At 67.8% G+C, this 24,940-nt stretch carries 27 protein-coding genes and 1 pseudogene; 23 read left to right on the top strand and 5 right to left on the bottom strand.

All coding sequences use genetic code 11. The features are described from left to right. Positions 1-55: 55 nt before the first annotated feature. Positions 56-937, top strand: a complete 882-nt coding sequence (hemF, locus tag AN478_RS05465) for an oxygen-dependent coproporphyrinogen oxidase (RefSeq protein ID WP_054965733.1) — start codon at positions 56-58, stop codon at positions 935-937. 170 nt (positions 938-1,107) lie between these two features. On the opposite strand, the gene AN478_RS05460 is transcribed toward hemF, so the two are convergent. Continuing rightward, positions 1,108-1,386 (bottom strand): oxidative damage protection protein, encoded by a 279-nt coding sequence (locus AN478_RS05460; protein WP_054965612.1) that lies wholly within the window; start codon positions 1,384-1,386, stop codon positions 1,108-1,110. A gap of 201 nt (positions 1,387-1,587) precedes the next feature. On the opposite strand from AN478_RS05460, the gene AN478_RS05455 reads away from it, so the two are divergent. Both AN478_RS05455 and AN478_RS05450 read left to right on the top strand, forming a co-directional pair. Continuing rightward, positions 1,588-2,520 (top strand): ABC transporter ATP-binding protein, encoded by a 933-nt coding sequence (locus AN478_RS05455; RefSeq protein WP_054965611.1) that lies wholly within the window; start codon positions 1,588-1,590, stop codon positions 2,518-2,520. Continuing rightward, the gene (locus tag AN478_RS05450) at positions 2,517-3,287 is read left to right on the top strand and encodes an ABC transporter permease (RefSeq protein WP_054965610.1); all 771 of its coding nucleotides are present in this window, start codon (positions 2,517-2,519) and stop codon (positions 3,285-3,287) included. The genes AN478_RS05455 and AN478_RS05450 overlap by 4 nt, the downstream gene beginning before the upstream one ends. 336 nt (positions 3,288-3,623) lie before the next feature. Here AN478_RS05450 and AN478_RS05445 read toward each other — a convergent pair whose 3' ends face one another. From AN478_RS05445 to AN478_RS05435, 3 genes are all read right to left on the bottom strand, one after another. Next, a complete protein-coding gene (locus tag AN478_RS05445) occupies positions 3,624-4,133 on the bottom strand; it encodes a hypothetical protein (protein ID WP_054965609.1) in 510 nt (169 codons plus the stop codon). Continuing rightward, positions 4,134-4,700 carry an FMN-binding protein gene (locus tag AN478_RS05440; RefSeq protein ID WP_054965608.1) on the bottom strand — a complete coding sequence of 189 codons (567 nt, stop codon included), beginning with the start codon at positions 4,698-4,700 and terminating at the stop codon, positions 4,134-4,136. It lies immediately after the preceding gene. Positions 4,701-4,773: 73 nt separating this feature from the next. Continuing rightward, positions 4,774-6,087, bottom strand: coding sequence for a hypothetical protein (locus tag AN478_RS05435; RefSeq protein WP_054965607.1), 1,314 nt, complete (start codon positions 6,085-6,087; stop codon positions 4,774-4,776). A gap of 298 nt (positions 6,088-6,385) precedes the next feature. Here AN478_RS05435 and AN478_RS05430 point away from each other — a divergent pair, with 298 nt between their 5' ends. From AN478_RS05430 to AN478_RS05350, 17 genes are all read left to right on the top strand, one after another. Continuing rightward, the gene (locus AN478_RS05430; RefSeq protein ID WP_054965606.1) at positions 6,386-6,640 is read left to right on the top strand and encodes a BolA family protein; all 255 of its coding nucleotides are present in this window, start codon (positions 6,386-6,388) and stop codon (positions 6,638-6,640) included. Between the two features lie 29 nt (positions 6,641-6,669). Continuing rightward, positions 6,670-6,978, top strand: a complete 309-nt coding sequence (gene grxD, locus AN478_RS05425; protein WP_054965605.1) for a Grx4 family monothiol glutaredoxin — start codon at positions 6,670-6,672, stop codon at positions 6,976-6,978. A gap of 191 nt (positions 6,979-7,169) precedes the next feature. Continuing rightward, positions 7,170-8,426, top strand: a complete 1,257-nt coding sequence (gene murA, locus AN478_RS05420) for a UDP-N-acetylglucosamine 1-carboxyvinyltransferase (protein WP_054965604.1) — start codon at positions 7,170-7,172, stop codon at positions 8,424-8,426. Between the two features lie 215 nt (positions 8,427-8,641). Next, positions 8,642-9,298: an ATP phosphoribosyltransferase gene (gene hisG / locus AN478_RS05415; RefSeq protein ID WP_054965603.1), complete on the top strand. Its 657-nt coding sequence runs from the start codon at positions 8,642-8,644 to the stop codon at positions 9,296-9,298. Between the two features lie 135 nt (positions 9,299-9,433). Then, positions 9,434-10,768 (top strand): histidinol dehydrogenase, encoded by a 1,335-nt coding sequence (hisD, locus tag AN478_RS05410; RefSeq protein ID WP_054965602.1) that lies wholly within the window; start codon positions 9,434-9,436, stop codon positions 10,766-10,768. Next, positions 10,765-11,358 carry an imidazoleglycerol-phosphate dehydratase HisB gene (gene hisB, locus AN478_RS05405; protein WP_054965601.1) on the top strand — a complete coding sequence of 198 codons (594 nt, stop codon included), beginning with the start codon at positions 10,765-10,767 and terminating at the stop codon, positions 11,356-11,358. Before hisD ends, hisB begins: the two co-directional genes overlap by 4 nt. After that, on the top strand, positions 11,358-12,029 hold the full coding sequence (hisH, locus tag AN478_RS05400) for an imidazole glycerol phosphate synthase subunit HisH (RefSeq protein ID WP_054965600.1): 672 nt from the start codon (positions 11,358-11,360) through the stop codon (positions 12,027-12,029). The genes hisB and hisH overlap by 1 nt, the downstream gene beginning before the upstream one ends. Continuing rightward, on the top strand, positions 12,020-12,757 hold the full coding sequence (gene hisA, locus AN478_RS05395; protein ID WP_054965599.1) for a 1-(5-phosphoribosyl)-5-[(5-phosphoribosylamino)methylideneamino]imidazole-4-carboxamide isomerase: 738 nt from the start codon (positions 12,020-12,022) through the stop codon (positions 12,755-12,757). Before hisH ends, hisA begins: the two co-directional genes overlap by 10 nt. Beyond that, positions 12,747-13,505, top strand: a complete 759-nt coding sequence (gene hisF / locus AN478_RS05390) for an imidazole glycerol phosphate synthase subunit HisF (protein WP_054965598.1) — start codon at positions 12,747-12,749, stop codon at positions 13,503-13,505. Before hisA ends, hisF begins: the two co-directional genes overlap by 11 nt. Next, positions 13,502-14,221, top strand: coding sequence for a bifunctional phosphoribosyl-AMP cyclohydrolase/phosphoribosyl-ATP diphosphatase HisIE (gene hisIE / locus AN478_RS05385; RefSeq protein WP_054965597.1), 720 nt, complete (start codon positions 13,502-13,504; stop codon positions 14,219-14,221). The genes hisF and hisIE overlap by 4 nt, the downstream gene beginning before the upstream one ends. Positions 14,222-14,264: 43 nt before the next feature. Continuing rightward, the gene (tatA, locus tag AN478_RS05380; RefSeq protein ID WP_054965596.1) at positions 14,265-14,507 is read left to right on the top strand and encodes a twin-arginine translocase TatA/TatE family subunit; all 243 of its coding nucleotides are present in this window, start codon (positions 14,265-14,267) and stop codon (positions 14,505-14,507) included. A gap of 72 nt (positions 14,508-14,579) precedes the next feature. Continuing rightward, positions 14,580-15,065, top strand: a complete 486-nt coding sequence (gene tatB, locus AN478_RS14330) for a Sec-independent protein translocase protein TatB (protein ID WP_054965595.1) — start codon at positions 14,580-14,582, stop codon at positions 15,063-15,065. Continuing rightward, the gene (gene tatC / locus AN478_RS05370) at positions 15,058-15,819 is read left to right on the top strand and encodes a twin-arginine translocase subunit TatC (RefSeq protein ID WP_231627337.1); all 762 of its coding nucleotides are present in this window, start codon (positions 15,058-15,060) and stop codon (positions 15,817-15,819) included. The genes tatB and tatC overlap by 8 nt, the downstream gene beginning before the upstream one ends. A 281-nt stretch (positions 15,820-16,100) precedes the next feature. Beyond that, positions 16,101-16,862, top strand: a complete 762-nt coding sequence (locus AN478_RS05365) for a Nif3-like dinuclear metal center hexameric protein (protein WP_054965594.1) — start codon at positions 16,101-16,103, stop codon at positions 16,860-16,862. Positions 16,863-17,111: 249 nt separating this feature from the next. Further along, positions 17,112-17,702, top strand: a complete 591-nt coding sequence (gene petA, locus AN478_RS05360; protein WP_054965593.1) for a ubiquinol-cytochrome c reductase iron-sulfur subunit — start codon at positions 17,112-17,114, stop codon at positions 17,700-17,702. 12 nt (positions 17,703-17,714) lie between these two features. Next, positions 17,715-18,923 (top strand): cytochrome b, encoded by a 1,209-nt coding sequence (locus AN478_RS05355; RefSeq protein WP_054965592.1) that lies wholly within the window; start codon positions 17,715-17,717, stop codon positions 18,921-18,923. Next, a complete protein-coding gene (locus AN478_RS05350) occupies positions 18,923-19,648 on the top strand; it encodes a cytochrome c1 (RefSeq protein WP_054965591.1) in 726 nt (241 codons plus the stop codon). The genes AN478_RS05355 and AN478_RS05350 overlap by 1 nt, the downstream gene beginning before the upstream one ends. Positions 19,649-19,732: 84 nt before the next feature. Here the strand turns inward: AN478_RS05350 and AN478_RS05345 are convergent. Further along, positions 19,733-21,087: pseudogene (locus tag AN478_RS05345) on the bottom strand (TrpB-like pyridoxal phosphate-dependent enzyme). 112 nt (positions 21,088-21,199) lie between these two features. Between AN478_RS05345 and AN478_RS05340 the strand changes: the two are divergent. From AN478_RS05340 to AN478_RS05330, 3 genes are all read left to right on the top strand, one after another. Next, complete coding sequence (locus AN478_RS05340) at positions 21,200-22,528, top strand: YihY/virulence factor BrkB family protein (RefSeq protein WP_054965590.1); 1,329 nt, start codon at positions 21,200-21,202, stop codon at positions 22,526-22,528. Between the two features lie 37 nt (positions 22,529-22,565). Continuing rightward, positions 22,566-23,927, top strand: coding sequence for a YhjD/YihY/BrkB family envelope integrity protein (locus AN478_RS05335; RefSeq protein WP_054965589.1), 1,362 nt, complete (start codon positions 22,566-22,568; stop codon positions 23,925-23,927). 118 nt (positions 23,928-24,045) lie between these two features. After that, entirely contained in the window at positions 24,046-24,906 is an 861-nt protein-coding gene (locus tag AN478_RS05330; RefSeq protein ID WP_054965588.1) for a CbbQ/NirQ/NorQ/GpvN family protein, read from the top strand. The last annotated feature ends 34 nt before the right edge of the window (positions 24,907-24,940 follow it).

Here is a 24,940-nt window from a genome sequence, read left to right as displayed (position 1 = left end):
GACTTCCAAGGAACAGGAGAGGCGATTGGGCGAAGGTGACCAGACGCGGGCGGAGATGGTGCAGGCCTACATGCGGGACCTCCAGGACCGCATCTGCGCCGACCTGGAGGCCCTGGACGGCGGAGCCGCCTTCCGCGAGGACGCCTGGGACCGCGAGGGCGGGGGCGGAGGCCGCACCCGGGTCATCGAGGAGGGCAACCTCATCGAGCGCGGGGGGGTCAACTTCTCCGCCGTCCACGGCGACCGACTGCCCGAGTCCGCCAGCGCCCGCAGGCCCGAGCTGGCCGGTCAGCCCTTCCTGGCCACCGGGGTCTCGCTGGTGCTCCATCCCCGCAATCCCTACGTGCCCACGGTGCACATGAACGTGCGCTTCTTCGATGCCGGTACCGCCTGGTGGTTCGGTGGCGGGGCGGACCTGACCCCGTATTACGGCTTCGAGGAGGACGCCGCGCACTTCCACCGTACCCTGAAGGACGCCTGCGACGGCTACGACCCCGACTATTACCCCCGCTTCAAGGCGTGGTGCGACGATTACTTCACCATCAAGCACCGCGGCGAGATGCGCGGCGTGGGCGGGATCTTCTACGACGACCTGAACGACGGCTGGGAGCAGACCTTCGGCTTCACCCGGGCGGTGGGGGACGCCTTCCTGCCGGCCTACCGGCCCATCGCCGAGCGGCGCCGGGACACCGCCTACGGCGAGCGCGAGCGGCAGTTCCAGCTCATGCGGCGGGGGCGCTACGTGGAGTTCAACCTGGTCTACGACCGGGGCACCCTGTTCGGTCTGCAGAGCGGGGGCCGCACGGAGAGCATCCTCATGTCCATGCCGCCCCTCGCCGCCTGGCAGTACGACTGGCGCCCGGAGCCGGGCAGCCCCGAGGCGGAGCTGCAGGAGCGGTTCCTGAAGCCCCGGGACTGGGTGGGGGAGAAGGGGTAGCGGCTAGCCGCAGGGGCGGCTCCCGCCGATGCCCGTTCCTCCCGTAGGAGCCCGCTTTAGCGGGCAGACCGCAGTAGAGAGGATAAGGGCCCGGTCTGGGATCGCCCGCTGAAGCGGGCTCCCACGGCGCCGCTTTACGATGCCGGGAGTGGGCTTCGCCGACCGACTGGCTAGGACTTCTCGTCCGGCGGCACGTACCCCTCGGGCATCTCGGCGCCCTCGCCGAAGAAGAAGTGCTCCATCTGGGCCTGGAGGTACTGCTGGGCCTTGGGGTCCATCAGGTTCAGGCGCATCTCGTTCACCAGCATGGTCTGGTGCTGCAGCCACTGCTGCCAGGCCTCCTTGGAGACGTTGTTGTAGATGCGCTGGCCGAGCTCCCCCGGCAGGGGCGGGCGGTCCATGCCCTCGGCCTCCCGTCCCAGGTAGACACAGTGCACCGTGCGCGCCATGAGCCGACTCCTTCCGTTACCGTTAGCCTGGAGATTCCCGCAGACGATCGCTCGGGATTGACGGGGGTGCAACCATAAGGCCAAACCGGGTGGCCCGCAAGCCGGCCCCCGGCCCGCACGGCTGGGGGCCCGTGCCCGCAGCGGCCCTTTTGCGTTAGCATATCCGCTTTTTCTCGAACAGAAACCTCAGGGAGCGCCTGCATGAGCCAGGCAGCCATCAGCATCCAGGGCATCCGCAAGAGCTTCGGCAGGCTCCAGGCCCTGAAGGGCATCGACCTGGAGGTCCAGAAGGGCGAGTTCTTCGGCCTGCTTGGACCCAACGGGGCGGGCAAGTCCACCCTTATCAGCACCATCGCCGGCCTGGTGGTGCCCGACGGCGGCCGGGTGGAGGTGCTCGGCCACGACACCGTCCGGGACTTTCGCCAAGCCCGCCGCAGCATCGGCGTGGTGCCCCAGGAGGTGGTCTACGATCCCTTCTTCACCGTGGAGGAGGTGATCCGCAACCAGGCCGGCTACTTCGGCGTGCGGAACATGGGCGGCTGGCTGGACGAGCTGCTGAATGCCCTGGAGCTGGACGACAAGCGGGACGCCAACATGCGCCAGCTCTCCGGCGGCATGAAGCGGCGGGTCCTGATCGCCCAGGCCCTGGCCCACCGGCCCTCCATCGCCATCCTCGACGAGCCCACCGCGGGGGTGGACGTGGAGCTGCGCCACAGCCTCTGGGAGTTCGCCCAGCGCCTGAACGACGAGGGCATGACGGTAGTGCTCACCACCCACTACCTGGAGGAGGCGGAGGAGCTCTGCGACCGCATCGCCATCATCCACCACGGCGAGGTGCAGGCCCTCGACACCAAGGACGCGCTGCTGGCCCGGGACACCACCCGCTCCCTGTGCGTCACCCTGGCCGACGCCGGCGCGGAGGTTCCGGAGATCCTGGCGCCCTTCGTGGCGGAGCGGGAGGGCAGGCAGGTGCGCCTGCGGTTCGACAAGGAAGAGCACAATCCCGTGGAGCTGCTCAACCGCTTCCAGGACGCCGGCATCGCCGTCACGGACCTGCAGACCGGTAGCCCCTCGCTGGAGGACGTTTTCCGCCGCCTCACCGGCGAGCAGCTCAGCCCCGAGGATGTCACATGATGGAGTTCAACCTCACCGGCTTCCTGACCCTGCTGCGCAAGGAGGTGATGCGCTTCTGGAAGGTGGGGGTACAGACCGTGTTCTCCCCCATGGTCACCACCCTCCTGTACCTGCTCATCTTCAGCTACGTGCTGGAGGACCGGGTCAACGTCTACCCGGGGGTGTCGTACACGGAGTTCCTGGTGCCCGGCCTGATGATGATGTCCATCATCCAGAACGCCTTCGCCAACAGCTCGTCGAGCCTGATCCAGTCCAAGGTCACCGGCAACGTGGTCTTCATCCTGCTGCCGCCCCTGTCGAGCCTGGAGTTCTACCTGGCCTTCGTGCTGGCCGCAGCCATCCGGGGCATGCTGGTGGGGGTGAGCGTTTACATCGTGGCCATCTTCTTCGTGGACCTGAGCCTGGACCACCTGGGCGCCATCCTGCTGTTCGCGTTCCTGGCCAGCTCGGTGATGGGCGCGTTCGGCGTCATCGCCGGCATCTGGGCGGAGAAGTTCGACCAGATCGCCGCCTTCACCAACTTCTTCGTGGTGCCCCTGTCCTTCCTTTCCGGGGTGTTCTACTCCATCAACGACCTGCCCGCCTTCTGGCGCGGCGTCTCCCACCTCAACCCCTTCTTTTACATGATCGATGGCTTCCGGGCGGGCTTCATCGGCCACTCGGACGTCTCCCTGGCCTTCAGCTTCGCCTTCGTGGTGGGCTTCCTGGTGCTGCTCTCGGCGGCGGCGTTGTGGATGCTGGGCACGGGCTACAAGATGCGGAGCTAGTCTCCCGGGGGGACCGAGGAGGCGCGGAGACTGCGGAGCAGGCAAACAGGAATCCGGATCGGAGCCTCCTGTAGGAGCGGCGGCGCCCGCCGCGACCTCGGCTTATTTGGGCAATTGTCGCGGCGGAAACCTTCGCTCCTACAATAGCCTGACCCCAGCATTCACCGCCGTTGCCGTCCTCCGCGCCCCTGTGGGAGCGGTCCGCGACCGCGATAAACGGGAGCTAGGGGAAGTCGCGGCTGGTAGCCGCTCCCACAATCCCGCTCCCGGCGCCGTTGTCCCTGGTGTTTCCCCTCGGCGCTCTCCGCGTCTCCGCGGTTGGCGCCCGTGGCCGTCTCAGCCGGAGGTGGTGCGCACCCGGTAGCCGCCGCGCCGGTTGGTGGCCAGGGACCACATGGTCACCCCCATGACCCACAGCAGGCTCAGCTCCAGGCCCAGGAAGGTGACGATCTTCAGGTAGGCGAACTCCGGGGCGGCGAAGCGCACCAGCCAGCCGGCGCCCTCGTTGCCCACGGCGAACAGGAACGGCAGCCAGATGCCCATCTGCTTGGCCCGGTCCGACAGCGGCGCGAACAGCATGAGATGGACCAGGGTGATGAGCAGGATTCCCATGGCGAACAGGTGGAAGTGGGCCACCTCCAGCATGCCCTCGTAGCTGCGGGGCTTGCTGAACTCGTCGGGGTTGCCCAGGTAGTAGTGCACCACCGAGTCGTAGGTGAGCGTCATGTTGAGGAAGTACATGGCGCCGTTGCTCACCCAGTGCAGCAGGATGTAGCCGAGGAACAGCAGGATCACGGTGCGCAGGAAGTCGTTCTTGCGCTGCTCGCCGGTGACGGTGAAGCGCATTCAGCGGTACTCCGCCAGCTTGACCGTGTGCACGGCCAGGGCCCGGCGCACGCCGTCGGTAAGGGTCCGGGAGGTAAGGCTGGCGCCGCTCATGGACTGGATCTCGCCGCCCAGCCGGGTGTGCGGCTCCAGGCCGTGGCCCTCGAACTGGGCCAGCCAGCGCTCACCGGGCTTGTATTCCGGCGGCTCTTCCCAGGCCAGCACACGGGCCTGGCGGACCTTGCCCTCCGGGCTCAGGACCACCATGAAGGTGGCGGGCTTGGTGCGGATGGTGCGCGTGTCGATGAAGGCGTAGCCGGTGACGGTGTCGCCGTCCAGGCCCTTGTAGACCGTGAACAGCCGGCTCTCCAATTTGGCGTCGGCGCGCTCCTGGATCTCCGCACGCTCCTCCTCGGAGAGATACAGGGTCTCCTTCTCCACCTCCGCCGCCCCCGGCAGGCCGGCGGCCAGCGCCTCCTCCTTGCCCATCAGCACCTCTGCGCGGCCGGCGGAAAGGCCGCCCACCAGCAGCGCCAAAACCAGGGGCAGGGCGGCCGGCAGCCGGCTCAGCCTCGTTCGGTTCGCCATTGGCTGGATCCTCCCAATAGGTACACGCCCGGCGGGGCCGGGCGTGCTCGCATTGCCCGCTATGCGGCCGGGCTCAGAAGTTATAGCCGATACCCACCAGGTACTCGGTCTGGTTGTTCGCGTCCTCGGCCGGTGCTTCGCTGTTGAACATCTTGACCTCGGCCTTCACCGCCACGTTGGGGTGGGGCATGTAGTGCAGGCCGGCCTCGGTGATGACGCGGTCCTGGGCCGGGTCCTCGGGGTAGCCCGAGGGCACGTCGGAGTTGGTGTCCAGGTCGGTGTAGCGCACCCAGGGATACAGCGACTGCTCGGGGAGGTCGGCGATGTGCGGCATGATGTCGTAGCCCGCCTCAGCATACCAGCCGGTCATGGTGTCGCTCACGCCGCTGCCGAGCGAGTCGGAGAGCGCCTGGGTGTCGTCGATCTTGGCCTGGGCGAACATGCCCCGCAGCCACCAGCCGTGGCGCTTGTACTGGGCGTGGGCCTCGTAGAGGTCCATGTGCACGTCGGGGCTTCCAAGGGGGTTGGGATTGTCTGAGTCGGGGCCTTGACCGTCTGCGAATAATGTTTGCTCGTGGCCCATGTCGCCGCTCCAGAAGGAGCCGCCCAGGATCACGCCCGGAATCGGCTTCCAGTCCAGACGCCCGGTGACGGCCAGGTCGTCGGCCTGAGCCTCGGCGCCCTTCTGGCGCACGCCCCGGATGTCGCCCGCGCCGATGGTGGACTCACCATTACCGTTAATGGCGTTGAAGCTGTTCTGCACGTAGAGCCGGTACTCCAGGGTGTCGGTGAGGTTGCCCCACAGGCCCACGCCGTTCTCCCGGGAGGTGGTGGGGATGATGCGCTTCTCCACCTCGGGGCGGATGTTGCCGAAGTACGTCGGCGGCTCGTGGATCTCGTTCACCAAGCCCAGTGGCGACAGCATCATGCCGGCGCGCAGGTTTGCCTTTTCGTGAAGGAGGAAGTCCAGGTAGGCGAACTCCACGTAGATCTCTTCGACGTGCTCGATCTCGATCTCGGTGTTGAGTAGGATCCAGTCGTTGAAGCGGTAGCCGAAGTAGAAGATCTGGCGGTAGAAGTCGGTCTCGTCGGCGCCGTCGATGGAGGAGTTCTTGTAGAAGCCGTGGCCGTAGCCGCCGATGGACAGGCCCTGGTCCACGGAGTAGATCTTGGCGCCGGCGGGTCCGACTCCGTAGGCGGGCTGGTAGTCGTACTCCTCGGAGACGAGGCCTTCGCGGCGCTGGCCTTCGATCTCCTCGGAGAGGATGTCCACCTTCCGCTCCAGCTCCTCCAGCCGCTGCTGGTCGGCGCTGTCCTGGGCCTGGGCGGGCAGGGCGAGGCCCGAGGCGGCCAGGGCCGAGGCCATGATCGCGGGTACCTTGCGCATGCGGGTTCTCCTTTGTGGGGTATTAAATGAGAACGCTTACCATTTAATTTAAGCAAAACTCTACCCGGGGCTCGCCCGGGTGTCAATACAAATGAGAATAATTCTCGAAACCGGGTAGGAAGCCCCTCGGGTCCGGGTGAAGGTATCCGAATGGGATGGCAGCAACCGGAGAACATCCACGCGGCCAGGGGGGGCGTTTCCGGAAGGCATAAGAAGTCGGTAATATAAGGTTCCCCGCCCTGGGGGAAATCAGGTAGGATTGGAAAATCCGAGTAAATGACTCAAGGAATGCGATTCAATGGACGCGGAAACGGTTAAGGCCAAGATCCAGGCCGAGCTGCCGGAGGCCCAGGTGGTCGTCCAAGGCGAAGGGGACCGCTTCGGCGTGCTGGTGGTGGCCGAGGAATTCGAGGGCATGCCCCGGGTCAAACAGCACCGGAAGGTCTACGGCGCCCTGGGCGAGGAGCTCAAGAGCGAGCTTCACGCCCTGGAGGTGAAGACGTTCACCCCGGAGCAGTACCGGGCCATGGTCGAGGCCAACAATCCCAGCTAGATGGGAACCGGGAAGGAGGAGAGCAGGCGATGGATACAGCGGTTAACGAGAAGATCGAGGGCTACGTCAACGGCCACAAGGTGGTCCTGTTCATGAAGGGCACCAAGGACTTCCCGCAGTGCGGCTTCTCCGGGCGTGCGGTGCAGATCCTCCAGAACCTGGGTGTGGACTTCCAGGACGTGAACGTGCTGGAGGACAACAGCGTCCGGGAGGGCATCAAGGAATACGCCGACTGGCCCACCATCCCGCAGCTCTACATCGACGGCGAGTTCGTCGGCGGCAGCGACCTGATGCTGGAGATGTACCAGAACGGTGAGCTGGAGACCATGCTGAAGTAGGTCTCCGGCCGCTCCGTTGCGGAGCCTTTCGGCCGCCCTCTCGGGCGGCCGAGCTGTTTGCGGCCCGGCGGTGGCTGCCCCTCCCGGATGTGTGGTTTAATTGCCTCCTTGTGCAATCCGGTATCCAATGCGGGTCCCTTTCCCGGGCAACAGGGGAAGGGGTTTGCGGAGCTAAGGTAGGCGAGAGGTTAGTGGATAAGATCATCCTACGGGGGGGTAACCGGCTGGAGGGCGAGACCTTGGTCAGCGGGGCGAAGAACGCCGCGCTGCCCTTGCTCTCGGCCTCCCTGCTGGCCGAGGCTCCGATGTATTTCGCGAACGTGCCCCACCTCCGCGACGTGACCACCACCATCGAGCTGCTGGGCCAGCTCGGCGCGCGGGTGATCATCGGCGAGCGCATGAGCGTGGAGGTGGACGCCACGGACCTGACGTCCCTGCGGGCGCCCTACGAGCTGGTGAAGACCATGCGGGCGTCCATCCTGGTGCTTGGGCCCCTGCTGGCCCGCTACGGCGAGGCGGAGGTTAGCCTGCCGGGGGGCTGCGCTATCGGCACCCGGCCGGTGAACCTCCACCTAAAGGGGCTGGAGGCCATGGGCGCCGAGATCGAGGTGGAGGAGGGCTACATCAAGGCCCGCGCCTCGCGCCTCAAGGGCACGCGCTTCTTCTTCGACCAGACCACGGTCACCGGCACCGAGAACCTCATGATGGCCGCCACCCTGGCCGAGGGCACCACGGTGCTGGAGAACGCCGCCCGTGAGCCGGAGGTCTCCGACCTCGCCGAGTGCCTGAACAAGATGGGCGCCCGGATCTCCGGCATCGGCACCGACGAGCTGGTCATCGAGGGGGTGGAGCGCCTGCACGGGGTGGAGCACCGTGTGCTGCCGGACCGCATCGAGGCCGGCACCTACATGGCCGCCGCCGCCCTGACCCGCGGCGACGTCACCCTGCGCAACGCCGAGCCCGACCACGTGGAGGCGGTGAGCGAGAAGCTGCGGGCGATGGGCGCCGAGGTCACCGAGGGCGGCGACTGGGTGCGGGTGCAGATGGACCGCCGCCCGCGGGCGGTGAACCTGCGCACCCAGCCCTACCCGGGCTTCCCCACGGACATGCAGGCCCAGCTCATGGTCCTGGACACCCTGGCGGAGGGCGGCTCCACGGTCACCGAGACCGTATTCGAGAACCGCTTCATGCACGTCCAGGAGCTCCAGCGCATGGGCGCGGACATCGAGCTCTCCGGCAATACCGCCATCGTGCAGGGGGTGGAGACCCTCACCGGCGCCCCGGTGATGGCCACCGACCTGCGCGCATCGGCCAGCCTGGTGCTGGCCGGGCTGGTGGCGGAAGGAGAGTCGGTGGTGGAGCGCATCTACCACATCGACCGCGGCTACGAGCGCATCGAGGAGAAGCTGGCCCTGCTCGGCGCGGACGTGCGCCGCATGCCTGCGTGAAAAACGTCACGGATTGAACCGCCAAGGACGCCAAGAACGCCAAGTAGAAAACAGAAAAAGGCTATCCATCTTTTTTGGAGAGGCCGCTTTCCAGGAATGCTATAGCCTGATTTTCAAACGAATTTAAACTTCTTTTTTGTTTTTCGCTTGTGCCGTTCTTGGCGCGCTTGGCGTACTTGGCGGTTAGAATGTTTCTCACTAAAAAGAGCCTCCCCATGCTCGATGCCAAGCTGACCATCGCCCTGTCCAAGGGCCGCATCCTGGAGGACACCCTGCCCCTGCTGGAGCGGGTGGGCATCCGTCCCAGCGAGGACCCGGACGCCTCGCGCAAGCTGGTGGTGGGCACCAACCGCCCCGGGGTGGAGCTGGTCATCGTCCGCGCCACCGACGTGCCCACCTACGTTGAGTTCGGCGCCGCCGATGTGGGCGTGGCGGGGCGGGACGTGCTCCTGGAGCAGGGGGCCGACCTCTACGAGCCCCTGGACCTGGGCATCGGCAAGTGCCGCATGGTGGTGGCCGAGCCCGAGGGGATGGCCGCGGGGGACGACCCGAGCCGCTGGGACCGGGTGCGGATCGCCACCAAGTACCCGAACATTACCCGGGACTTCTTCGCCCGCCAGGGGGTCCAGACCCAGATCGTCAAGCTCTACGGCTCCATGGAGCTGGCGCCCCTGGTGGGGCTGGCGGACCGCATCGTGGACCTGGTGAGCAGCGGCCGAACCCTCGAGGAGAACGGCCTGGTGGAGGTGGAGACCCTGTTCGGCATCTCCAGCCGCCTGGTGGTGAACAAGGCCGCCCTCAAGCTCAAGCATCCCCTGGTCTCCGACCTGATCGACAGCCTGGCCGGGGTGCTGGAGGACAAGGCCTCCTGAGGCGCACGCGAAGCCACGATTTCAGGGCCGTAGGGCCCGAGGTAGCGGCGTGGCCGCCGCGATGCACCGCGCAGGCCGGGTAAGGGGCGGGGCGAGGGCGCCCCTCCTACAACGGGATAAAAGCCGGAGCGAGCCATGAACATCCGCCGCCTGGACAGCACGGACAGCAACTTTTCCCGCGACCTGGACGCCCTGCTGGCCTGGGAGGAGGAGGCGGACCGCGAGGTGGAGGCCACGGTCCGCGCCATCCTCGACCGGGTGCGCGACGAGGGCGACGCGGCGGTGCTGGATTACACCCACCAGTTCGATCGGGTGGAGCACTCCACCATGGCCTCCCTGGAGATCAGCCGGGATCGCATGGAAGCGGCCCTGGAGCGGATCCCCGCCGAGCAGCGCGAGGCCCTGGAGGGAGCGGCGGCGCGCATACGCGATTTCCACGCCCGGCAGAAGGATCGCGGCTGGTCCTACGTGGACGACTCCGGCACGCGGCTGGGGCAGCAGGTGACCCCCCTGGACAAGGTGGGGGTCTACATCCCCGGCGGCACCGCCGCCTATCCCTCCACCGTGCTCATGAACGTCATCCCCGCCAAGGTGGCGGGGGTGGGCGAGATCGTGATGACCGTGCCCACCCCCGGCGGCGAGGTGCACGACCTAGTCCTGGCCGCCGCCGCGGTGGCCGGCGTGGACCTGGCCTTCACCATCGGCGGCGCGCAGGCGGTGGCGGCCCTGGCCCACGGTACCGAGACCGTGCCCGCGGTGGACAAGATCGTGGGGCCGGGCAACCGGTACGTGGCCACCGCCAAGCGCCTGGTGTTCGGCCGGGTGGGTATCGACATGATCGCCGGGCCCAGCGAGATCGTGGTGGTGGCCGACGGGCATACCGATCCCGACTGGGTGGCCATGGACCTGCTCTCCCAGGCGGAGCACGACGAGAACGCCCAGGCCATCCTCATCACCCCCGACGCCCAGCACCTGGACAAGGTGGCCGACAGCCTGCGCAGCCTGCTGGAGACCCTGAACCGCGCCGAGATCGCCCGGCGCTCCCTGGAGGACCGGGGCGCCCTGATCCGGGTGGCGGACCTCCAGGAGGCGGTGGCGGTGGCCAACCGCATCGCCCCCGAGCACCTGGAGCTGTCCGTGGCCGAGCCCGACTCCCTGCTGGAGGAGGTGCGCCACGCCGGGGCGGTGTTCCTGGGCCGGCACACCGCCGAGGCCATGGGCGACTACGTGGCCGGGCCCAACCACGTGCTGCCCACCGAGGGCACGGCCCGCTTCAGCTCGCCGCTCGGCGTCTACGATTTCCAGAAACGCACCAGCCTCATCGGCTGCAGCCCCGACGCCGCGCGCGAGCTGGGGGCCATGGCCGCCGTGCTGGCACGCGCCGAGGGGCTCACCGCCCACGCCCATTCCGCGGAGTATCGCGTGCGGGCGGGCGGCCCGGAGAAGAGCGACGGGGAGAAGGACGAATGAGCGCGCGCCGCGCCGAGGTCACCCGCACCACTGCGGAGACGGACATCCGCATCACCCTGGAGCTGGACGGCACCGGCCAGTGCGACGTCGCCACCGGCGTGCCGTTCCTCGACCACATGCTCGACCAGATCGCCCGTCACGGCGCCATGGACCTGATGGTGCGCGCCGAGGGCGACCTGGAGATCGACGCCCACCACACGGTGGAGGACGTGGGCATCACCCTGGGGCAGGCGCTCACCCAGGCGGTGGGCGACAAGCGGGGCATCTATCGCTACGGCCACGCCTACTGCCCCCTGGACGAATCCCTGTCCCGGGCGGTGGTGGACCTGTCCGGGCGGCCCGGCCTGGAGTACCACCTGGTGTTCGCGCGCGGCTGGATCGGCGACTTCGACGTGGACCTGCTCAAGGAGTTCTTCCAGGGGCTGGTGAACCACGCCGCGATGACCCTGCACCTGGATAACCTGCGCGGCGAGAACGCCCACCACATCAGTGAGTCCGCCTTCAAGGCCTTCGGCCGGGCCCTGCGCTTCGCCGTGACCGAGGATCCGCGCGCCGGGGGCGCCGTGCCCTCCACCAAGGGTAGCCTGTGATGGCCAACCGCATCGCCGTCATCGACTACGGCATGGGGAACCTGCGCTCGGTGTCCAAGGCCCTGGAGCACGTGGGGGGTGACGTAACCATCGCCACCACGCCGGCCGAGGTGGCGGTCGCCGACCGGGTGGTGTTCCCCGGCGTGGGCGCCATCCGCGACTGCCTGACGGCCCTCGACGAGCAGGGCCTGCGCGAGGCGGTGGCGGAGGCCGCCGCCAGCAAGCCCTTCCTCGGCATCTGCCTGGGCATGCAGGCCTTGATGGAGACCTCCCTGGAGCACGGCGAGCACCCTGCCCTGGGCATCCTGCCCGGCCGGGTGGTGCCGTTCCCGGAGGAGGCCATGGTGGACGACGCCGGCCACCGGCTGAAGGTCCCGCACATGGGCTGGAACCGGGTCCACTTCATGGAGGCGGAGCACCCCCTGTGGGCCGGCATCGGCGACGGCAGCCAGTTCTACTTCGTCCATTCCTACATCGTGGAGCCGGCGGGTCCGGACCTCATCGCCGGGGCCACCATCTACGGCATCCAGTTCACCTCGGCGGTGGCCCGGGAGAACGTCTTCGCCACGCAGTTCCACCCGGAGAAGAGCTCCGGGCACGGCTTGCAGCTGCTGGCCAACTTCATCGCCTGGGACCCCGCGCGCGCCAAGGAGGCGGGCCAATGCTGCTGATCCCCGCCATCGACCTCAAGGACGGCGCCTGCGTGCGCCTGCGCCAGGGCGAGATGGAGGACTCCACGGTCTACTCCGAGGACCCCGCGGCCACCGCCCGGCGCTGGCTGGAGGCCGGGGCTCGGCGCCTGCACATCGTCGACCTCAACGGCGCCTTCGCCGGCCGGCCGGAGAACGAGCCGGCCATCCGCGCCATTACCGCCGAGGCCGGCGACGTGCCGGTGCAGCTCGGCGGCGGCATCCGCGACCTGGAGACCATCGAGGCCCACCTGAACGCCGGGGTCAGCTACGTGATCCTTGGCACGGCCGCCGTGCGCGATCCGGGCCTGGTGCGTCAGGCGGCCACCGAGTTCCCCGGCCACGTGATGGTGGGCCTCGACGCCCGCGACGGGAAGGTGGCGGTGGAGGGCTGGTCCAAGATGACCGGCCACGACGTGGCCGATCTGGCGCGGAAGTTCGAGGACTACGGCGTGGAGGCCATCGTCTACACGGACATCGGCCGCGACGGCATGCTCACCGGCCCCAACGTGGAGGCCACGGCGGCGCTGGCGCGCTCCCTGCGCATCCCCGTGATCGCCTCCGGCGGAATCCACACCCTGGCGGATATCCGCGCCCTGAAGGGTGTGGAGGGGGAGGGGATCACCGGCGCCATCACCGGGCGGGCCATCTACGAGGGCACCCTGGACTTCGTCGAGGCCAATGAGGTGGCGGAAGACCATGCTGGCTAAGCGCGTGATCCCCTGTCTGGACGTGGACGCCGGGCGCGTGGTCAAGGGCGTGCGCTTCACCGAGATCCGCGATGCCGGGGACCCGGTGGAGATCGCCCGGCGCTACGACGAGGCCGGTGCCGACGAGCTGGTGTTCCTCGACATCACCGCCAGCCACGAGGGTCGCGACACCATCGTGGAGGTGGTGGAGCAGGTCGCCGCCGAGGTGTTCATCCCGCTCACCGTGGGCGGGGGCGTGCGCACCAGCGACGACGTCCGCCGCCTGCTGCGCGCCGGCGCCGACAAGGTGGCCATCAATACCGCCGCCGTGAAGGACCCCGAGGTGGTGACCGCCGCCGCCCGCCGCTTCGGCTCCCAGTGCATCGTGGTGGCCATCGACGCCAAGCGGGTCGGCGAGGGGGAGTGGCACGTGTTCACCCACGGCGGGCGGACCGACACGGGCATCGACGCCGTGGCCTGGGCCCAGGAGGTGGTGGAGCGCGGCGCCGGCGAGATCCTGCTCACCAGCATGGACCGCGACGGCACCAAGGACGGCTTCGACCTGGCCCTGACGCGGGCGGTGACGGAGGCCGTCCCGGTGCCGGTGATCGCCTCCGGCGGCGTGGGCACCCTCGAGCACCTGGTGGAAGGGGTGCGCGACGGCGGCGCCGACGCCGTGCTGGCCGCCTCCATCTTCCACTTCGGCGAGCACTCCGTGGCCGAGGCCAAGGAGGCCATGGCCGCCGCCGGCATCGAGGTGCGCCAATGAGCGAGGAAGCCTGGCTGGACGCGGTGCAGTGGGACGACAACGGCCTGGTGGTGGCCATCGCCCAGGAGGCGCGGTCGGGCGAGATCCTCATGCAGGCCTACATGAACCGGGAGGCCCTGGCGGCCACGGTTCGCGACGGCTATGCAACCTATTGGTCCCGTTCCCGGTCCAAGCTGTGGCGGAAGGGCGAGAGCTCGGGCCACCTGCAGGCCGTGGAGGAGGTCCGCCTGGACTGCGACAACGACGCCGTCCTCCTGCGCGTGCAACAGACCGGGCCCGCCTGCCACACCGGGCGCGCCAACTGCTTCTTCCAGCGCCTGGAGGGCGACGCCTGGGTGAAGACGCAGCCCGCCCCGGGGGGCGCGAAGGAGTCCGATCCGGACGGGGGTGACACCCTGCGGCGCATTGCGGCGGTCCTCGAGGAGCGCAAGGGGGCCTCCGCCGGCAGCTCCTACGTGGCTTCCCTGTACGCCAAGGGGCGCAACAAGATCCTGGAAAAGGTGGGGGAGGAGGCCACGGAGGTCCTGCTGGCCGCCAAGGACGGGGAGCAGGACCGGAACGCCGTGGTTTCGGAAACCGCCGATCTCTGGTTCCATTGCCTTATCATGCTGGCCGAGCAGGGATTGGGGCCGGACGAGGTGCTGGCCGAGCTGGACCGCCGCTTCGGCACCTCGGGGCACACGGAGAAGGCGGCCCGGGGCGGGACCGGAAGCTAGGCGCCCGCCCGCATTCGCAAACGAAACTTCATGAGGATGGGCCATGTTTGGTGGATTCGGCATTCCCGAGCTGTTGATCGTTCTGGTGATCGTGCTGGTGTTCTTCGGCGCCGGCAAGCTGCCCGAGATCGGCAGCGCTCTGGGCAAGGGCATCCGCGGCTTCCGGCAGTCCATGGACGACGGTGGTCCCAAGGACGAGAAGAAGGAGCCGGAGGGCCTGGAGCACAACCAGGGCGAGACCATCGAGGGCAGCACGGTGGAGCAGAAGGAAGAAGAGAAGAAGTAGCCCCTCCCATGCACCCCCCGGGCTTCGGGGCCGCCGGCCCCGGTCCACGCCTATTGAGGTTCCCCTCGGGCCATGTTTGATATCGGCTTCATCGAGATGCTGGTGATCGGGCTCATCCTCCTGTTGGTGGTGGGTCCCGAGCGCTTTCCGGAGGTGGCCCGGATGGTGGGCGGCTGGTTCCATCAGGCCAAGCAGTATCTGGACGGCATGAAGTCCGAGCTGGACCGGGATTTGCACCTTAGCGAGCTCCAGCGCGAGACGCGGGAATCCTTCGAGCAGACCCGGAAGTCCGTGCAGGATGTGGACCGCGAGACCCGCGAGGCCACCGACCCTTCCCGGAAGGCCGAAAAGGGCTCTACGGGGGGCCAGGAAGCGGGCGCCGAGGGGCAGAAGGAGGAGCCCGCGACCGCCGATGAGGGCGGGGGTGAGGCTTCCGCGGCCCCGGCGGGCGAGGGCGAGGTCCCGGAGCCGGAGGCGGATCCAGAGCGGGAAGCCGCCGAGGACATGGAGCGGGAGCTGGAGAAGGACCAACCGAAGGGTGACAAGGACCGTGGCTGACCCCGGAGAGCAATCGGATACCCTGGTCGGTCATCTCCTGGAGCTGAAGTCCCGCATGACCCGGGCCTTGGCGGGGGTGCTGGTGGGCTTCCTGGCCGCCTATCCGTTCAAGGAGCGGATCTTCAGCTTCTTCATCGAGCCTATGACCCGGGCCCTGCCCGAGCGGTCCTCCTTCATCTTCACCAACCCCGGCGAGGCCTTCTTCACCTACCTCAAGATCAGCCTGCTTACGGGCTTCCTGCTCGCCATCCCCGTGGTGCTGTACCAGTTCTGGGCCTTCGTGGCGCCTGGCCTGTACAAGAACGAACGCCGGGTGTTCTTCCCGGTTCTGATCCTGTCCATCTTCCTGTTCCTGTTCGGGGCGGCCTTTAGCTTCTTCCTGGTGTTTCCCCTGGCGTTCCAGTTCCTGGTGAGCTTCGCCAACGAAGAGATCATGGCCATGCCCACCATGAAGGAGTACCTGGGCTTCTCGCTGACCCTGATCCTGGCCTTCGGCGCCTCCTTCGAGATCCCCATCGTCTGCATGGCCCTGGTGCGCTTGGGCATGGTTACGGTGGAGGGCATGCGGGCCAAGCGCCGCTACGTTTTTGCCGGCGCCTTCATCCTGGCCGCCCTGATAACCCCGCCCGACATCATCTCCCAGGTCCTCCTGGGCTTCCCGGTATGGCTGCTCTACGAGCTGGGGATCGTGCTGTCCCGCTACGTCACCCCGCAGGAGGCAGCGGATAGCGAATCGGCCGAGGAGGAATCCTGAGCCGGAGTGAGCCTAAGCTTGGGATGGACCAAGGAGGTCATGGAGGATTCCGGAAAAGTGGCTGCCCGCTTTGCTCGGAAGGTATTCACGAATCCTGGCGCGTTTCCTGAGGGAGCGGCCAATGGCCGCGACAGCAAGGACCTCCGGCCCGGGTCGGGGCCGATAGCCCGTCCCGCAAGCGCTTTCCTCGAATTGGGCAGCTAGCCCGATCCTGTTTCTACCGTGTATTCCGCGCACTCCGTGGTTAATAAATCGTGCCCCAGACACCCCGGGAGGCTGAAATGGCGGTGGATCTGCACGAGCTGGTGGCCTATTGCGACGACTTCCTGGAAGTGGACGCCGTGGCGGATTTCACCCCCAACGGCCTGCAGGTGGAGGGCCGCGGACGGGTCCAGCGGATCGTCTCCGGGGTCACCGCCTGCCAGGCGCTGCTGGACGAGGCGGTGGGGGACGGGACCGACCTGGTGCTGGTCCACCACGGGTATTTCTGGAAGGGGGAGGATCCCCGCGTGGTGGGGATGAAGGGGAGCCGCCTCCGCACCCTCCTGAAGAACGACCTCTCCCTGGTAGCCTACCACCTGCCTCTCGACCGCCACCCCACCGTGGGCAACAACGCCGGACTGATGGAGGCCCTGGAGGTGCGGGGCACGGAGCCCTTCGGCGCCCTGGGCGGGACCACCATCGGCCTGGGCGGAAGCCTGGCGGGGCCCCTGGAGCCCGGAGCCTTCCTGGAACGGGTGGAGGAGCGGCTGGAAACCCGGACCCTGCACGTGGCCGGACCCCAGGCGCGCATCGAGCGGGTGGCGGTGTGCAGCGGCGGTGCCCCGGACCTGGTGGAGGAGGCCGCGGCGGCGGGCTACGACTGCTATCTGACCGGGGAGTCCAACGAGCGCGCCACCCACATGGCCCGCGAGCTCGGCATCCACTTTGTGGCCGCCGGCCACCACGCCACCGAGCGGGCCGGGGCGCGGGCCCTGGGCCAGCACCTGGCGGAGCGCTTCGGCCTGGGGCACCGCTTCATCGATATTCCGAATCCGGCATAGACTTATTCCGGAACTATAATTAAAAAAAATTATTAAATTCTTTTATGCCTGGACAGAAAGGGCTGGCCTTGACCGGACGGCCCTGCATGCAGGAACCTATGCCGGCCGAGAAGCCGGCTTTCGTTTTTTTTGCCCTGGTCAGGACCGAATTCTGCGGATTCCGGAGACCAATAGCGTTTCCACACTCCGCGCCGAACATTTTGAAGTCCCGTTCCCGCGATTGATGCCTTTCCCGTCCTAGGAGGAGCTATGAGTACGGACAGTGTGAACCCCAACCGCCGACGGTTCCTGAACTGGACCGCCGGCGTGGTTGGGGCCGTTGGCGTGGGCTACGCGGCTGTCCCATTCATCCGGAGCATGTCGCCGAGCGCGGCGGTCATGGCCGAGGCCACCACCACGGTGGACCTGTCGAAGGTCGACAAGGGCCAGCGCATCACCGTCATGTGGCAGGGCAAGCCGGTGTGGGTGGTGCGTCGGACCGACGAGATGCTGGAGACCCTGGAGGATCCGGAGGTCACGGGCCAGCTCAAGGACCCGGATTCCCAGCAGTCCGAGCAGCCCGAGTTCGCCGCCAACGAGTTCCGGTCCCGCGAACCCGAATGGCTGGTGATGATCGCCATCTGCACCCACCTTGGCTGCATCCCCTCCTACCATCCCGAATCCGGCGGCAACTTCTGGTCGGGCGCCTGGAAGGGCGGCTTCTTCTGCCCGTGCCACGGCTCCGGCTACGACCTGGCCGGACGGGTCATGGAAGGCAGTCCCGCGCCGCTGAACATGGCGGTTCCCTATTATGAATTCCTCTCCGATAGCGAGCTTCGCATCGGCGAGCCCGTGGGCTAAGGGGGAGCGAACGTGAACCGAGTTATCGATTGGGTCGATGCCCGCTACCCGCTCATGCGGAACATCCGCGAGCATCTGACCGAGTACTATGCGCCGAAGAATTTCAACTTCATGTATTATTTCGGCTCGCTGGCCCTGCTGGTGCTGGTGGTGCAGATCCTGTCCGGGATTTGGCTCACCATGCACTACAAGCCCGACGCCGAGCTGGCCTTCGCTTCCGTCGAGCACATCATGCGCGATGTGCAGTTCGGCTGGCTGATCCGGTACATGCACTCCACCGGGGCCTCGGCCTTCTTCATCGTCATCTACCTCCACATGTTCCGCGGCCTCATGTACGGGTCCTACAAACAGCCGCGGGAGCTGGTGTGGCTGGTGGGCATGCTGATCTTCCTGGTGCTCATGGCCGAGGCCTTCATGGGCTACGTGCTGCCCTGGGGCCAGATGTCCTACTGGGGCGCGCAGGTGATCGTGAACCTGTTCACCGCCGTCCCCTACGTGGGAGCGGACCTGGCGGAGTGGATCCGCGGCGGCTTCTCCATCTCGGACCCCACCCTGAATCGCTTCTTCGCCCTGCACGTGGTGGCCCTGCCCATCGTGCTGCTGGCCCTGGTGGCGGTGCACCTGATCGCCCTGCACGAGGTGGGCTCCAACAACCCGGACGGGGTGGACATCAAGAAGAACAAGGATGAAAGCGGCAAGCCGGTGGACGGCATTCCCTTCCATCCCTACTACACCGTCAAGGACATCTTCGGTGCGGTGGTCTTCCTGTTCGTGGCGGCGGTGATCATCTTCTATCTGCCGACGGCGGGCGGGTACGTCCTGGAGCACGACAACTTCAAGGAAGCCAATCCCCTGCAGACCCCGGCCCACATCAAGCCGGTGTGGTACTTCGGCACCTTCTACGCCATCCTGCGCGCGGTGCCCGACAAGCTGACCGGGGTGGTGCTGATGGTCCTGGCTATCGCCTTCCTGTTCCTGCTGCCCTGGCTCGACCGCTCCAAGGCCAAGTCCTGGCGGTTCCGGCCCATCTACAAGCAGATGGTCATCCTGTTCGGCATCAGCTTCGTGGTGCTCATGTGGCTGGGCGGACAGCCGGCAACCGCGACCTACACCATGTTCGCGCGGATCTTCACGGTGATCTACTTCGCGTTCTTTATCGCGCTGCCGTTCGTGTCCAAGTGGGAAAAGCCGAAACCGGTTCCGGAAAGGGTGACCAAGTGATGAAGAACTGGATCGCAGCTATCGTGACGGGCCTTGTCGCCCTTCCGGGCGTCGCCCATGCCGCCGGCGGCGGGGCGGACCTCATGCACATGGAGGCGGACTACTCCAACGAGGCCCTGCGCGACGGGGCGGAGACCTTCATCGACAACTGCATGGGGTGCCACTCCGCCGAGTTCTTCCGCCTCAAGAACCTGGAGAACGACCTCGGCATGTCCAAGGAGGTGATCGAGGACGAGCTGATGTACGGGCTCGCAAGCGTCAACGATCATCTCGAATCGGCCATGACGGAGGACCAGGGCAACCGGTGGTTCGGCGCCGCGGCGCCGGACCTTTCCCTGACCTCCCGGGTCCGCGGGGAGGACTGGATCTACACCTACCTCCTGCGCTTCCATCGGGACGGGGGCTCGGCCACCGGCTGGAACAACCACGTGTTCCCGCAGGTCAGCATGCCCAACGTCCTCTACAACATGACCGCGGAGGCCCCGGCGTACTACGACGCCATGCCCCAGCCCCACCATGGTGAAGGGGAGGGCGAGCTGGAGTACCCGGAGGTGCCGGAGAAGCTGGATCAGAAGGTCCAGAACCTGGTGTCCTTCATGTCCTACGTGGGCGATCCCTCGGTGAAGGCGCGCCATTCCATGGGTCCCTGGGTCCTGCTGTTCCTGGTGATCCTCGGCCTGGTCACCTTCCTGGTGAAGAAGGAATACTGGCGGGATATCCACTGACCCGTCCGTAGCCTTCGCCGCGGCAAGAAAAACCCCGCTCCTCCTGGAGCGGGGTTTTTTTGCGCGGTTGGGCGGAGCCCCCGGTCAGGTCCCGGCGACCTTGGGCAGCCGGTGCAGGGCGGCATCGATCTCCTCGGCGGGGTACTCGTAGTTCTCCAGTTCCCCGGAGAAGTAGCGGTCGTAGGCGGCCATGTCGAAGTGGCCGTGCCCGGAGAGGTTGAAGAACAGCGTCTTCTCCTCGCCGCTCTCCCTGCAGCGGAGGGCCTCGTCCATGCAGGCGCGGATGGCGTGGTTGGTCTCCGGGGCGGGGATGATGCCCTCGGCGCGGGCGAAGGTGACCCCGGCCTGGAAGGTCTCCACCTGGGGCACGGCCACCGCCTCCAGGACGCCCTCGTGGTAGAGCTGGGAGACCAGGGCCGAGTCGCCGTGGTAGCGCAGGCCCCCGGCGTGGATGGAGGGCGGCATGAAGTCGTGGCCCAGGGTGTACATGAGGGACAGCGGCGTGAGGCCCTGGGAATCGCCGTAGTCGTAGGCGTAGTGGCCGCGGGTGAGGGTGGGGCAGGAGGTGGGCTCCACGGCCACCAGGCGGACCCCCTTGCCGGCCGCCTTGTCGGCCAGGAAGGGGAAGGCGGCGCCGCCGAAGTTGGAGCCGCCGCCGCAGGGGGCGAACACCATGTCCGGGTAGTCGCCAACCTGATCAAACTGCTTCTTGGCCTCCAGCCCGATCACGGTCTGGTGCAGCAGCACGTGGTTGAGCACCGACCCCAGGGCGTAGTTGGTGTCCTCGCGCCCGGCGGCGTCCTCCACCGCCTCCGAGATGGCCAGCCCCAGGGAGCCGGGGTTGTTCGGGTCCTCGGCCAGGGCCTTGCGCCCGGCCTCGGTATGGTCGGTGGGGCTGGGCAGCACCTCCGCGCCCCAGGTCTGCATCATGGAGCGGCGGAAGGGCTTCTGCTCGTAGCTGACCTTGACCATGTAGACGCGCACGTCCAGGCCGAACATCTCCCCGGCGAAGGCCAGGGAGGAGCCCCACTGACCGGCCCCGGTCTCCGTGGCCAGGCGGGTGAAGCCCTCCCGCTTGTTGTAGTAGGCCTGGGCGATGGCGGAGTTGGGCTTGTGCGACCCGGCGGGGCTGACCCCCTCGTACTTGTAGTAGATGCGGGCCGGCGTCCCCAGGGCCGCCTCCAGCCGGTGCGCCCGGTACAAGGGGGCGGGCGCCACAGGGCGTAGGCCTCGCGCACCGGCTCCGGGATCTCGATCCAGCGGTCCGTGGCAACCTCCTGCTCGATGATCCCTTGCGGGAAGATGGCCGACAGGGCCTCGGGACCCACCGGCTGGCCGTCGGGGCCGAGCGGCGGCGCGGGCGGGTTGGGCATGTCCGCCACCACGTTGTACCAATGGCGGGGGATTTCGGACTCGTCGAGGAGGATCTTGGTTTGCACTGCGCGCTCCTTGCGTCGGGGGCCCCCGGAAAGGGATGGAGTGGGCAGGAGGTATTGTAGGGTGGAATGAGGGGGGGACGAAGCCCTCGCGGTAAGAAAAGGTTGGACGGAAATGGGGCACCCCTTCCAGTCCCTGGTCCGGTTCGCCTGGGAGTCCGATCCCGGAGAGAGCCGGCTACGCCGGGCCGCCGTCCGCATCCTGCGCGTGCTGCACGTGCTGGGGCGGGAGCTGGCCTGGGAGGGGCGGATCCCCGACCAGGCCACCAGCCTGGTCTATACCACCCTCCTGGCCCTTATTCCCCTCCTGGCGGTGGGCTTTTCCATGCTCAAGGGGTTCGGCCTGCACGAGCAGCTCTTCCCGCTGCTGGCCGGCGCCTTCGATCCCCTGGGGGAGGCGGGGGACCGCATGGCCCGCCGCCTGCAGGGCTTCGTGGAGGGGGTGAACACGGGGGTGCTGGGCGCGGCGGGTGTAGTGTTCCTGCTCTACACGGCCATCTCCCTGGCGCAGAAGGTGGAGGGCGCCCTGAACGATTTTTGGGCGGTGCGGCGCCTGCGCGGGCTGGGTCAGCGGATCGTCGGCTACCTGGCCATCATCACCGTGGGCCCCCTGCTGGTGGTGGGGGCCCTGGCCCTGACCGCCTCCCTGTTCGCCAGCGAGCGCGTGCAGGCCGTCCTGGCCCTCGGCCCGCTGGGTACCATCGTGGCTGCGGCCCTGGCCCTCCTCCCCTATGCCCTGGTGATCCTGGCCTTCGCCTTCGTCTACTACATCATTCCCCATACCCGGGTCCAGGTGCGCGCGGCTCTGGTGGGCGGCCTGGTGGCGGGGATCCTGTGGGAAACGGTGGGCTGGATCTTCGGCGCCGTGGCAGTGGGATCGACCCGCTACGCGGCGGTCTACTCGGGCCTGGCCATCCTGGTGGTGTTCATGATCTGGGTGTACCAGAGCTGGCTGATCCTCCTGCTGGGGGCGCGCCTGGCCTTTTACGTGCAGCACCCCGAGTCCCTGCGCCGGTACGGAGGGCGGGCGCGGGTGAGCGCCCGTCTCGCCGAGCGTCTGGCCCTGCTCCTGATGGCGTCCATCGTTCGGGACTACCTCGCGGGCGCCCAGGCCCCATGGACCGCGGATCGGCTGGCCCACTGGCTGGAGGTGCCGGTGGAGGTGGTGGAGCGGGTGGTGGAGGACCTCCAGCAGGCGGGGCTCCTGTTACCCACTCGGGGGGAGCCCCCGGGCCTTGTCCCGGGGCGCAGCCCGGAGCGGGTCCCCCTGGAGGAGTTCCTGGGGGCGGTCCGGGCCGCCGGCGGCTACGAGGTGGTGCCGCCCTACTACCTGCCCGAGGACCCGCGGGTGGAGCGCTACCTGGGGGCCTGTGAGCAGGCCTGCGGGGAAAGCCTGGCCGGGGCCACGCTGGTGGACCTGGCGGGGCCGGCGGGCCCATCCTGAACCGGCGGCGGCTAATTAGGTCGGACCGGGAGGGGTAATGGCGAGTCGCTGGGAGCGGTTAACCCGTTGGCTGAACCGGGCCCTCTGGGGCCAGGAGGTGAGCGGCCTCCCCTGGAGGCGCCGCGTCCTGGTCCGCTCCGGACAGATCCTCTGGGCCCTCGCCCTGGACCTCTACGAGGGCGCTCTGACCCGTCACACCACCAGCCTGGTCTACACCACCCTGCTGTCCCTGGTGCCGATGCTGGCCTTCGGCTTCTCGGTGCTCACGGCCCTGGGTATGCAGAACCGCCTGGAGCCGCTCCTCCTCGGCTTCCTCGCCCCCCTGGGGCCCGAGGGCCGGGGCTTCGCCGAGCGCATCCTCGAATTCGTGGACAACATCGAGGTGGGGGTGCTCGGCACCATGGGGCTGGGTTTCCTCCTGTTCACCGTGGGCTCCCTGATCTACAAGATCGAGACCAGCTTCAACTACATCTGGGACATCCGGGAGGCCCGGAGCTGGCCGCAGAGCGTCAGCGGTTACCTGAGCGTGATCTTCGGCGGCCCCATCCTGATCTTCACCACCATCGGCATGACCGCCCGGGCCCTGGAGTCCCCCTGGTTCCGGGTCATCTGGGGCCTGGAGCCCTTCGGTACGGTGCTGGTCCTGCTGTCCCAGCTGCTCCCGGTGGCCCTGGTGGTGGGGGCCTTCACCCTGTTCTACCTCCTGGTGCCCAACACCCGGGTACCTTCCCTCAACGCCCTCACCGGAGGCGTGGTGGCTGGTCTCCTGTGGCAGCTCTCCGGCTGGGTCTTCGGGAGCTTCGTGGCCAGCTCGGCCCGCTACGCGGCCATCTACTCCGGCTTCGCCATCGGCCTGCTGTTCATGATCTGGCTCTATCTGAGCTGGCTGATCCTACTGGTGGGGGCGCGGATCACCTTCTTCTTCCAGCACCCCGAGTACCTGGGCCAGCCCGAGCAGGGAACGCCGCTGCGCGGCCGGCCCCGGCAGCGGGCGGCCCTCACGGCCATGCTCCTGGTGTGCCGGGAATTCGAGCTGGGCCGGTCCCCCTGGACCCTGGAGGCCCTGCAGGCCCGCCTCGGGATCCCCGGAAATCCCCTGCTGGGGGTCCTCGAGGACCTCCACGGGGCGGGCCTGATCGCGCCCACCGGGGAGAGCCCCCCGGCCTATCTGCCCGCCCGGGATCCCGATACCGTCACGGTCAAGGAGGTGATCGATGCGGTGACCCGCTCCTCCGGCGGGGCCGGCCCGCCGCGCTACCGCCTGCGCCCCGATCCCGTGGCCGATCGCCTCATGGAGCGCATGGACCGGGCCCTGGAGCAGGAGCTCGGGTCGGTGACCGTGGGCGCGCTGGCCGCGGCGCCCGGCGGGGATGCCGGGGTCGCGGAGGCCGGGGAATAGCCCCGAAACTCGTTTCGCCCCCCGAGGTCCGGACTGGTATATTAGCGTGTTTCCTGATACTGAAGCTCGGAAATCCGCGGGCGTTGGTCCGGCGCGGGGCGAGACGAGGAGCCCGATCATGGTAAAGAAGTTCATCGATAGATTGCGGGGCGTGGAGCGGGACGTGATCCAGGCCCCCGAGGACGGCGACGCGCCCTTCTACGCCGCCCAGGGTGGCGAGATCGAATTCTTCCAGGCCGCCTACGACGAGCGCCTGCCGGTGATGCTCAAGGGCCCCACCGGGTGCGGCAAGACCCGCTTTCTGGAGCACGTGGCCCACAAGCTGGGCCGTCCTCTGGTTACCGTCTCCTGCCACGAGGACCTCACCAGCTCCGACCTGGTGGGCCGCTTCCTGCTGCAGGGCGAGGAGACGGTGTGGCAGGACGGCCCGCTCACCAAGGCGGTGAAGGAAGGGGCCATCTGCTACCTGGATGAGATCGTCGAGGCCCGCACGGACACCACGGTGGTGATCCATCCCCTCACCGACCACCGCCGCCAGCTCCCCCTGGACAAGAAGGGCCAGATCATCGACGCCCACGAGGACTTCATGCTGGTGATCTCCTACAACCCGGGGTACCAGACCGTCCTCAAGGACCTGAAGCCTTCCACCAAGCAGCGCTTCGTGGCCTACAACTTCGACTACCCCTCCGAGGCGGTGGAGCGCGAGATCGTGGCCAAGGAGTCCGAGGGCCTCGACGGCGAGCTGCTGGACAAGCTGGTGGCCGCCGGCCGCCAGGCCCGCAACCTCAAGGACCACGGCCTCGACGAGGTGACCTCCACCCGCGCCCTGGTGTACGCCGGCCAGCTCATCCACGCCGGCATGGCGCCCCTGGAGGCCTGCCGGGCCGCCATGGTCGCCCCTATCACCGACGACCCGGAGCTTTCCGAGGCGCTGATGGAGATCATGCGCACCCACTTCGGCGCCGAGGCGACGGCCTGAAGGGCAGGAATCCAACCGCCAAGGACGCCGAGAA

It is taken from the genome of Thiohalorhabdus denitrificans (assembly GCF_001399755.1).
Lineage (GTDB): Bacteria > Pseudomonadota > Gammaproteobacteria > Thiohalorhabdales > Thiohalorhabdaceae > Thiohalorhabdus > Thiohalorhabdus denitrificans.
Note: the sequence above shows the minus strand (reverse complement) of the source record. Positions and strands in the feature narration are given on the sequence as shown.